The sequence below is a fragment of the Streptomyces capoamus genome (genome assembly GCF_014654935.1).
Taxonomy (GTDB): Bacteria; Actinomycetota; Actinomycetes; order Streptomycetales; family Streptomycetaceae; genus Streptomyces; species Streptomyces capoamus.
In genome coordinates, this window is sequence record NZ_BNBF01000022.1 from 67,766 (window position 1) to 78,736 (window position 10,971).

The following is a 10,971-nucleotide window of genomic DNA, read 5'->3' on the forward strand; positions in this document are numbered from 1 at the left end:
ACCGACCCGGGCATCGCCGGCTACCAGGGCGTCCTGGCCGCCGCGCAGCCCCGCCCGGCGCTGCCCGAGTACAGCTCCCTGTGGGGTCCGCTCGACACCGAGCTGCCCAAGGTCGCCAGCGGCAAGGAGTCGCTGGACAAGGGCCTGGGCAACGCCGAGCTGGCCATCTCCAAGCTGGTCGACGGCTTCAGCAAGTGAGTCCCCGTGGCCGTCGGATCCTCCCCGTGGACACGGGGAGGGGAGGACCCGGCGGCCACCGCCCTGTGCCCGGCCCAACCCCGTGAACGTTTGAAGGTGTCGAACCATGACAGTCGCCATCGACCGCGCGACAGGCAAGCGCCGCGGTGACCGCGCGCCTCGTCCCGGGCTGGGGCAGCGCGTGCGCAACGGCTTGCAGAAGTACTGGTACGCCTACGCGATGATCGCCCCGGTGGTCGTCGTGCTCGGCGTCCTCGTGGGCTACCCGCTGGTCCGGGGCTTCTACCTCACCCTCACCGACGCCAACAGCCTCAACTCGGCGCGCACGATCGGCGTCAACCACATCGACGCCACCTACAAGTTCATCGGCCTGGACAACTACCAGGACATCCTGTTCGGCCCGACGGCGTACGACCGGTTCTGGTCGCACTTCCTGTGGACCGTGTTCTGGACCGTCGCCTGCGTCGCCCTGCACTACACCATCGGCCTCGGTCTCGCGCTCATGCTCGACCAGAAGCTGCGCGGCCGTACCGTCTACCGGCTGCTGCTCGTCCTGCCCTGGGCCGTGCCGACCTTCGTCACCGTCTTCTCCTGGCGGATCATGCTCGCCGACTCCGGCGCGCTCAACCAGCTCCTCGGCGCCCTCCACCTGCCCCAGCCGGAATGGCTGGAGGACACCTTCTGGCAGCGGTTCTCCGCGATCATGGTCAACACCTGGTGCGGTGTGCCGTTCATGATGCTGTCCCTGCTCGGCGGGCTGCAGTCCATCGACTCCTCCCTCTACGAGGCCGCGGAGATGGACGGCGCCACGGCCTGGCAGCGGTTCCGGCACGTCACCCTGCCCGGGCTGCGCTCGGTCAGCTCCACCGTCGTGCTGCTCGGCGTCATCTGGACCTTCAACCAGTTCGTCATCATCTTCCTGCTGTTCGGCAAGAACTCCGCCCCGGACGCCCAGATCCTCGTCACCTGGGCCTACGCCCTGGGCTTCGGCCAGCAGCCGCGCGACTTCGCCCAGTCCGCCGCGTACGGCGTACTGCTGCTGTCGATCCTGACCGTCTTCACCTCCTTCTACTTCCGCTGGCTGAAGCGCAATGACCAGCTCGCCGTCTGACGCCGCAGGAGCCGCCGCCATGAGCACCACGACACCCCCCGAGATCGAGCCGGGACGCCCGGTGACCCCGCAGGTTCCCGCCGCCCCGCGCCGCCGTCCGGTCCGCCGGCGCGGCGAGCGCGGCCCGCTCGGCGCCGCCCTGCTGCACGGCGGCCTCGTCGTGGCGAGCCTGATCGCCCTGGCCCCGGTGGCCTGGCTGTTCTACCTGTCGCTCGGCCCGGACAAGGAGGACTACCTGCACCCGGGCGGGATCGCGGGCAAGGCGACCTTCTCGAACTACAGCTTCGTGCTGGAGCACACCGGCTTCCTCGACTGGTTCAAGTCGACGATGATCGTGGCCCTCGGCACCACCCTCGTCGGGGTGCTCGTCGCCGCCACCACCGGCTACGCGGTCTCCCGCATGCGCTTCCCCGGCTACAAGCAGCTGATGTGGGTCCTGCTGCTCACCCAGGCCTTCCCGATCGCCGTCCTGATCGTGCCGATGTACGAGATCTTCAGCGAGCTCGGTCTCATCGACACCTACTGGGCGCTGATCCTCGTCAACTGCACCACCGCCGTGCCGTACAGCGCCTGGCTGCTCAAGGGGTACTTCGACACCATCCCCTTCGAGATCGACGAGGCCGGACGGGTGGACGGGCTGAGCCCCTTCGGCACCTTCTTCCGGCTGATCCTGCCGCTGGCCCGCCCGGGACTGGCCGTGGCCGCGTTCTACAACTTCATCACCGCCGTCGGCGAGGTCGCCTTCGCGACCACCTTCCTGCTGGACGACTCCAAGTACACCTTCGCCGTCGGCCTGCAGACCTTCGTCAGCGAGCACGACGCCCAGTGGAACTTCATGGCCGCCACCGCGGTGCTGATCGCGATACCCGTGACGGTGTTCTTCTACCTCGTGCAGAAGAACCTCGTCACCGGTCTCACCGCCGGCGGCACCAAGGGCTGAGGCCCACCCCGACCAGGCGGGCCGCCGTGTCCATCCGACCCCGCTGTCACCGCGGCCCGCCTCACCCACCTCCCACCATGCCCCTGTTACGTTTCAAGGACGCCATGAGCCAGCAGCACTCTGCCGCACCGGCCCGCCACTCCGCCGCCGTCACCGACCGCCGCGACTGGTGGCGGGACGCGGTCATCTACCAGGTCTACCCGCGCAGCTTCGCCGACAGCAACGGCGACGGCATGGGCGACCTGGAGGGCGTACGCTCCCGTCTGCCCTACCTGCGTGACCTCGGCGTCGACGCCGTGTGGCTCAGCCCCTTCTACGCCTCCCCGCAGGCCGACGCCGGCTACGACGTCGCCGACTACCGCGCCGTGGACCCGATGTTCGGCTCCCTGCTGGACGCCGACGCGCTGATCCGCGACGCCCACGCGCACGGCCTGCGCATCATCGTGGACCTGGTCCCCAACCACTCCTCCGACCAGCACGAGTGGTTCAAGCGCGCCCTCGCCGAGGGCCCCGGCTCCCCGCTGCGCGAGCGCTACCACTTCCGCCCCGGCAAGGGGAAGGACGGCGAACTCCCGCCCAACGACTGGGAGTCCATCTTCGGCGGCCCGGCCTGGACCCGGGTCACGGAGCCCGACGGCACGCCCGGCGAGTGGTACCTGCACCTCTTCGCCCCCGAGCAGCCCGACTTCAACTGGGACCACCCGGCCGTCGGCGACGAGTTCCGCTCCATCCTGCGCTTCTGGCTGGACATGGGCGTGGACGGCTTCCGCATCGACGTCGCCCACGGCCTGGTGAAGGCCGACGGCCTGCCCGACCTCGGGGCCCACGACCAGCTGAAGCTGCTGGGCAACGATGTCATGCCGTTCTTCGACCAGGACGGCGTGCACGCCGTCTACCGGCAGTGGCGCACGATCCTGGACGAGTACGCGGGGGAGCGCATCTTCGTCGCCGAGGCCTGGACCCCGACGGTGGAGCGCACCGCCAACTACGTCCGTCCCGACGAGCTGCACCAGGCCTTCAACTTCCAGTACCTGGGCACGGAGTGGGACGCGGCCGAGCTGCGCGGGGTGATCGACCGCACCCTGGATGCCATGCGTCCGGTGGGCGCCCCCGCCACCTGGGTGCTGTCCAACCACGACGTCACCCGGCACGCCACCCGCTTCGCCAACCCGCCCGGCCTGGGCACCCAGATCCGCACGGCGGGCGACCGCGAACTGGGCCTGCGCCGCGCCCGGGCGGCCACCCTGCTGATGCTGGCGCTGCCCGGCTCGGCCTACGTCTACCAGGGCGAGGAACTCGGCCTGCCGGACGTCGTGGACCTGCCCGACGAGGTGCGCCAGGACCCGGCGTACTTCCGGGGCGCCGGCCAGGACGGCTTCCGCGACGGCTGCCGGGTGCCGATCCCGTGGACCCGGGAGGGCTCGTCGTACGGCTTCGGCAGCGGCGGCAGCTGGCTCCCGCAGCCGGCGGGCTGGGCCGAGCTGAGCGTGGAGGCGCAGACGGGCGTGCCCGGCTCGACGCTGGAGCTGTACCGGACGGCGCTGCGGACCCGCCGCTCGCACCCGGACCTGGGCGCCGGTGAGGCGGTGGAGTGGCTGCGGGCACCGGAGGGCGTGCTGGCCTTCCGGCGCGGCGAGTTCGTGTGCGTCGCGAACACCACGGGCGAGTCGGTGACGACCCCGGCGTACGGCCGTGTGCTGCTCGCCAGCGGGGAGGTCGCCGAGACCGGCGGCGAGGCGAAGGTGCCCGCAGACACCACCGTGTGGTGGACGACGGCGGACTGACCCCTCGTCTGAAACTTCTTGCATCAACTTCACAACGGCCCGCTGCCTTTTCGGGCGGCGGGCCTTTAACATCTGCGTCACCGCAAGTTTGCTGAAATATTTCAGCAAGCGCCCTGAGCGGACCTTGCCTTCAACGTCGAAGGAACCCCACATGGCACGCAGAACGCTCCCCACGGCGGTCGCCCTCACGGCCGTCTCTCTGGTTGGCATGACCCCGACGGCCGCCGAGGCCTCCCCGCCCGGCACGAAGGACGTCACCGCGGTCCTCTTCGAATGGAAGTACGCCTCGGTGGCCAAGGAGTGCACCACCACCCTGGGCCCCGCCGGGTACGGCTACGTCCAGGTCTCCCCGCCCGCCGAGCACATACAGGGCGCGCAGTGGTGGACGTCGTACCAGCCGGTGTCGTACAAGATCGCCGGCCGTCTCGGCGACCGCACGGCGTTCCAGAACATGGTGAACACCTGCCACGCGGCCGGCGTGAAGGTCGTCGTCGACACGGTGGTCAACCACATGTCGGCGGGCAGCGGCACCGGCACCGGCGGCTCGTCGTACACGAAGTACACCTACCCGGGCCTGTACTCCTCCTCCGACTTCGACGACTGCACCTCCCAGGTGTCGAACTACTCCGACCGCTGGAACGTGCAGCACTGCGAACTCGTCGGCCTCGCCGACCTGGACACCGGCGAGGAGTACGTCCGCAAGACGATCGCCGGGTACATGAACGACCTGCTCGGCCTCGGGGTCGACGGCTTCCGCATCGACGCGGCCAAGCACATCCCCGCCGCCGACCTCGCCGACATCAAGAGCCGCCTCACCAACCCGTCCGCCTACTGGAAGCAGGAGGTCATCTACGGCGCGGGCGAGGCCGTGCAGCCCTCCGAGTACACCGGCAACGGCGACGTCCAGGAGTTCCGCTACGCCTACGACCTCAAGCGCGTCTTCACCAGCGAGAAGCTCGCCTACCTCACCAACTACGGCGAGGGCTGGGGCTACCTGAACAGCTCGGTCGCCGGTGTCTTCGTGGACAACCACGACACCGAGCGCAACGGCAGCACCCTGAACTACAAGAACGGCGCCGACTACACCCTGGCCAACGTCTTCATGCTGGCCTGGCCCTACGGCGCCCCCGACGTCAACTCCGGCTACGAGTGGTCGGACGCCGACGCCGGCCCGCCCAACGGCGGCCAGGTGAACGCCTGCTGGCAGGACGGCTGGAAGTGCCAGCACGCCTGGCCGGAGATCAAGTCCATGGTCGCCTTCCGCAACGCGACCCGCGGCCAGGCGGTCACCAACTGGTGGGACAACGGCAACAACGCGATCGCGTTCGGCCGGGGCACCAAGGGCTACGTGGCCATCAACCACGAGTCCTCGGCACTGACCCGCACCTACCAGACGTCCCTGCCCGCCGGGACGTACTGCAACGTCCAGAACAACACCCCGGTGACCGTGAACTCCAGCGGACAGTTCACCGCCACCCTCGGCTCGAACACGGCCCTGGCGCTCTACGCCGGCAAGTCGGGCTGCTGACCGGCCTCCCTGACGGTGCGTGGAACCTCTTTCGGGAGGTTTCACGCCCCTTGCTGCAAGTCCCCGCCGCGATCCCCGCGATCACCGCGATCCCCTAGGAGTCACGACCCGTGATACCGAGATGGCCGGCGCCGCGCACGCGCCGCACGCCGCATCGCAGAAGGAGGGCCGCCGCCCTCACCGGACTGGCGCTCGCCGCCGCCCTGGTCCAGGTGCCGGCGGCCCGGGCCGCCACCCCGCCCGCACCCCCCTCGGACGCGAAGCTCGCCGCCGTACCCGCCCGGCACGACGCCACCCGCGAGCAGTTCTACTTCGTCATGCCGGACCGGTTCGCCAACGGGGACACCTCCAACGACCGGGGCGGGCTCACCGGCTCCCGGCTCAGCACCGGCTACGACCCCACCGACAAGGGCTTCTACCAGGGCGGCGACCTCAAGGGCCTGACGAAGAAGCTGGACTACATCAAGGGGCTCGGCACCACCGCCATCTGGCTGGCGCCGATCTTCAAGAACCGCCCGGTGCAGGGCAGTGGCGCCAACGCCTCCGCCGGGTACCACGGCTACTGGATCACCGACTTCACCCACGTCGACCCGCACTTCGGGACCGACAAGGACCTGAAGACCCTGATCTCCCAGGCGCACGCCAAGGGCATGAAGGTCTTCTTCGACGTCATCACCAACCACACCGCCGACCTGGTGGACTACGAGGAGAAGTCCTACGACTACCTCTCCAAGGGCGCCTTCCCGTACCTGACCAAGGACGGGCGGCCCTTCGACGACGCCGACTACGCCGACGGGCGCCGGACGTTCCCGGCCGTCGACGCGGACTCCTTCCCGCGCACCCCGCGGGTCACGAGCCGGTCCAAGGTGCCGTCCTGGCTGAACGACCCGGCGATGTACCACAACCGGGGCGACTCCACCTACGCGGGCGAATCCGCCACCTACGGCGACTTCTCCGGCCTCGACGACCTGTGGACCGAGCGCCCCGAGGTCGTCCACGGCATGGAGAGGATCTACCAGCGCTGGGTGAAGGACTTCGCGATCGACGGGTTCCGCATCGACACCGTCAAGCACGTGAACATGGCGTTCTGGACCCAGTGGGCCACCGCGCTGGACCGGTACGCGGCCGCGCACGGACGGAAGAACTTCTTCATGTTCGGCGAGGTCTACTCCGCCGACACCTCCGTCACCTCCCCCTACGTCACCCAGGGCCGCCTCGACGCCACCCTCGACTTCCCCTTCCAGGACGCGGCCCGCTCCTACGCCTCGCAGGGCGGCAGCGCGCAGAAGCTCGCGAGCCTCTTCGGTGACGACTACCGGTACACCACCGACAAGGCCAACGCCTACGAGCAGGTCACCTTCCTCGGCAACCACGACATGGGCCGCATCGGGTACTTCCTGAAGCAGGACAACCCCAAGGCCACCGACGCCGAGATCCTGGCGAAGGACCGGCTCGCCAACGAGCTGATGTTCCTCAGCCGCGGCAACCCGGTCGTCTACTACGGCGACGAGCAGGGCTTCACCGGCTCCGGCGGCGACAAGGACGCCCGCCAGACCATGTTCGCCTCCAAGGTCGCCGACTACCTGGACGACGACGAGATCGGCACCGACCGCACCCACGCCAGCGACGCCTACGACCGCCGCGCCCCGCTCTACAAGGACATCGCCGCCCTCGCCGAGCTCCGGAAGAACAACCCGGCGCTCACCGACGGCGTCCAGACCGAGCGGTACGCGGCCGACGGCGCCGGCGTCTACGCCTTCACCCGGACGGACGCCCGCTCCGGCACCGAGTACGTCGTCGCCCTCAACAACGCCGACGCGGCGAAGACCGCCACGTTCGCGACCGGATCGGCGGACATGACGTACCGCGGGATCCACGGCACGCACGCCACGGTGCACTCCGGCGCCGACCGCAAGGTCACGGTCACCGTCCCGGCCGGCTCCGCCGTCGTCCTCAAGGCCGCCGGCCCCCTCGCCGAGCCCACCGCCAGGCCCTCCCTCACCCTGAAGGCCCCGGACGCCGGCGCCACCGGCACCGTCGAGCTCTCCGCCGACGTGGACGGGGGGCAGCTCGACCGGGTCGTCTTCGCCGCCCAGGTCGGCAACGGCCCCTGGCGCGTCCTCGGCTCCGCCGACCACGCCCCGTACAAGGTCACCCAGGCCATCGGCAGGGACGTGAAGGCCGGCACCGCCCTGCGCTACAAGGCCGTCGTCGTGGACTCCGCGGGACGCACCGCGAGCGCGACGGCGAGCAGCACCACCGGCACGGCGCCCGCCCCCGAGGTCCCCACCGCCTCCTCCCGCGACTACGCGGTCGTCCACTACAAGCGCGCCGACGGCGACTACGCCGACTGGGGCCTGTACGCCTGGGGCGACCTCGCCGACGGCGAGGCCACGAACTGGCCCGCCAGCCACCCCTTCACCGGCCGCGACGCCTACGGCGCCTTCGCCTGGGTCAAGCTCAAGCCCGGCGCCTCGAACGTCGGCTTCCTGGTCATCGACAAGGACGGCAACAAGGACGTCGCCGCCGACCGGAGCATCGACGTCACCAAGACCGGTGAGGTGTGGATCGAGCAGGGCAAGGCCGACGTCCTGACCAAGAAGCCCGACTATCCGGCGCAGGACGAGACCAAGGCGGTCCTGCACTACCACCGCGCCGACGGGAACTACGACGGCTGGGGCCTGCACGTCTGGACCGGCGCGGCGAACCCCACCGACTGGTCGAACCCGCTGAAGCCGGTGAAGACTGACGCCTATGGCGCGGTCTTCGAGGTGCCGCTCAGCGCGGGTGCCACCAGTCTCAGCTACATCGTCCACAAGGGCGACGACAAGGACCTGCCCACCGACCGGTCCCTCGACCTCAGGGCCGACGGCCATGAGGTGTGGCTGTTGAACGGCCAGGAGGAGCACCTGCTGCCGCAGCCCGCGGGCAGCGCGGCCGCGCTCGACCTGAGCACGGCGAAGGCGGTCTGGATCGACCGGGACACCGTCGCCTGGAACGGCGTCGACGGTGCCGCCTCCACCCAGCTCCTCTCCTCCCGCGACGGCTCGATCACCGTCAAGGACGGCGCGCTGACCAGCGACGACGAGCGCTGGCTGCGGCTGACCAGGACGACCCTGACCGATGCCCAGAAGGCCAGGTTCCCGCACCTGAAGGACTACACCGCCTGGTCCGTCGACCCGCGTGACCGGGACCGGGTGCGTGCCGCGCTCACCGGCCAGCTGGTCGCCAGCCAGCGCGCCGCGAACAGGGCCGTGCTGGCCGCGACCGGGGTGCAGACCGCGGGCGTGCTGGACGACCTGTACCCCGGGGGGACGAAGGCGAAGCTCGGGCCGACCTTCCACGACGGCAGGCCGACCCTGGCCGTGTGGGCGCCGACCGCGCAGAGTGTCCGCCTCGACCTCGACGGCACGTCCGTGGGGATGCACCGCGACGACACCACCGGTGTCTGGTCCGTCACCGGCCCGGCGTCCTGGAAGGGCAAGCCCTACCGGTACGTGGTGAAGGTGTGGGCGCCCAGCGTCCGCAAGCTGGTCACCAACAAGGTCACCGACCCCTACTCGGTCGCGCTGACCGCGAACTCGGCGCGCAGCCTCGTCGTCGACCTGAGCGACAAGAAGCTTGCCCCGAGCGGCTGGGCGGCGCTGCGCAAGCCCGAGGCGGTCCCGCTGAAGGACGCGCAGATCCAGGAACTGCACCTCCGGGACTTCTCGGTCGCCGACAAGACCGTCCCGGCCGAGGACCGGGGCACCTACCTGGCCTTCGCCGACAAGAACAGCGACGGCTCCAGGCACCTGCGGGCCCTGGCCAGGGCCGGCACGTCCTACGTGCACCTGCTGCCCGTCTTCGACATCGCCACGATCCCCGAGAGGAAGGCCGACCAGGCCACCCCCGACTGCGACCTGGCCTCCTTGCCGGCCGACTCCGACAAGCAGCAGGAGTGCGTGGCGAAGACCGCCGCCAAGGACGCCTACAACTGGGGTTACGACCCCTACCACTACACCGTCCCCGAGGGCTCCTACGCCACCGACCCGGACGGCACCGCCCGTACGGTGCAGTTCCGGCGGATGGTGCAGTCGCTGAACGGTGACGGTCTGCGGGTCGTCATGGACGTCGTCTACAACCACACGGCGGCCGACGGCCAGGCCGACACCTCCGTCCTGGACCGGATCGTGCCCGGCTACTACCAGCGGCTGCTGGCCGACGGCTCGGTGGCCACCAGCACCTGCTGCGCCAACACCGCGCCCGAGAACGCGATGATGGGCAAGCTGGTCGTGGATTCGATCGTCACCTGGGCCAAGGAGTACAAGGTCGACGGGTTCCGCTTCGACCTCATGGGCCACCACCCCAAGGCCAACATCCTGGCCGTCCGCAAGGCCCTGGACGCGCTGACCTTGAAGAAGGACGGCGTGGACGGCAAGAAAATCATCCTGTACGGGGAGGGCTGGAACTTCGGCGAGGTCGCGAACGACGCCCGGTTCGTCCAGGCCACGCAGGCCAACATGGCCGGCACCGGTATCGCCACCTTCTCCGACCGGGCCCGTGACGCGGTGCGCGGCGGCGGCCCCTTCGACGCCGACCCCGGTGTCCAGGGCTTCGCGTCCGGGCTCTACACCGACCCCAATTCCTCCACCGCCAACGGCACGAAGGAGGAGCAGAAGGCGCGCCTGCTGCACTACCAGGACCTGATCAAGGTCGGGCTGACCGGCAACCTGGCCGGGTACCGCTTCACCGACAGCGACGGCAAGGAGGTGACCGGCGCCGGGGTCGACTACAACGGCGCGCCCGCCGGGTACGCGCACGTGCCCGGTGACGCCCTCGCCTATGTGGACGCCCACGACAACGAGTCGCTGTTCGACGCGCTGACCTACAAGCTGCCGAAGGACACCTCCGCGTCCGACCGGGCCCGGATGCAGGTCCTCGCGATGGCCACCGCCGCGCTCTCCCAGGGCCCGGCACTCTCCCAGGCCGGCACCGATCTGCTGCGCTCCAAGTCCCTGGACCGCAACTCCTTCGACAGCGGGGACTGGTTCAACGCCATCCACTGGAACTGCGCCGACGGCAACGGCTTCGGCCGCGGACTGCCCCCGGCCGCCGACAACGCCTCCAAGTGGGACTACGCCCGGCCCCTGCTCGCCGGCGTCAAGGTCGGCTGCCCTCAGATCACCGGGGCCTCCGCCGCCTACCGCGACCTGCTCAGGATCGGCACGACGGAGAAGGTCTTCTCCCTCGGCACGGCAGCCCAGGTGCAGGACCTGTTGTCCTTCCCGCTGTCCGGGAAGGACGAGACGCCCGGGGTGATCACCATGAAGCTGGGCGGCCTCGTCGTCGTCTTCAACGCCACCCCCGAGCGGCAGGAGCAGCGCGTCCAGGCGCTCGCCGGGCAGCGCTACCGGCTGCACCCGGTGCA

At 70.0% G+C, this 10,971-nt stretch carries 5 protein-coding genes and 1 pseudogene; all 6 read left to right on the plus strand.

Annotated features, from left to right (window positions below):
- Window positions 1–198: pseudogene (locus IE312_RS42305) on the plus strand (extracellular solute-binding protein); the annotation flags it as partial.
- Window positions 199–304: 106 nt separating this feature from the next.
- Window positions 305–1,309, plus strand: coding sequence for a carbohydrate ABC transporter permease (locus IE312_RS29250; protein WP_189985301.1), 1,005 nt, complete (start codon window positions 305–307; stop codon window positions 1,307–1,309).
- A gap of 19 nt (window positions 1,310–1,328) precedes the next feature.
- Window positions 1,329–2,249, plus strand: a complete 921-nt coding sequence (locus IE312_RS29255) for a sugar ABC transporter permease (protein ID WP_189985302.1) — start codon at window positions 1,329–1,331, stop codon at window positions 2,247–2,249.
- Between the two features lie 104 nt (window positions 2,250–2,353).
- Window positions 2,354–4,033 carry a glycoside hydrolase family 13 protein gene (locus tag IE312_RS29260; protein ID WP_189985361.1) on the plus strand — a complete coding sequence of 560 codons (1,680 nt, stop codon included), beginning with the start codon at window positions 2,354–2,356 and terminating at the stop codon, window positions 4,031–4,033.
- Window positions 4,034–4,184: 151 nt separating this feature from the next.
- Window positions 4,185–5,561, plus strand: a complete 1,377-nt coding sequence (locus IE312_RS29265) for an alpha-amylase (protein ID WP_189985303.1) — start codon at window positions 4,185–4,187, stop codon at window positions 5,559–5,561.
- A gap of 110 nt (window positions 5,562–5,671) precedes the next feature.
- The coding region (pulA, locus tag IE312_RS29270) for a pullulanase-type alpha-1,6-glucosidase (protein ID WP_229900561.1) at window positions 5,672–10,971 on the plus strand (5,300 nt) is incomplete at its 3' end.

Coding starts and splice junctions, on each gene's coding strand:
- IE312_RS29255 (WP_189985302.1), top strand. CDS start 1,329: ATGAGCACCACGACACCCCCCGAGATCGAGCCGGGACGCCCGGTGACC.
- IE312_RS29265 (WP_189985303.1), top strand. CDS start 4,185: ATGGCACGCAGAACGCTCCCCACGGCGGTCGCCCTCACGGCCGTCTCT.
- IE312_RS29250 (WP_189985301.1), top strand. CDS start 305: ATGACAGTCGCCATCGACCGCGCGACAGGCAAGCGCCGCGGTGACCGC.
- IE312_RS29260 (WP_189985361.1), top strand. CDS start 2,354: ATGAGCCAGCAGCACTCTGCCGCACCGGCCCGCCACTCCGCCGCCGTC.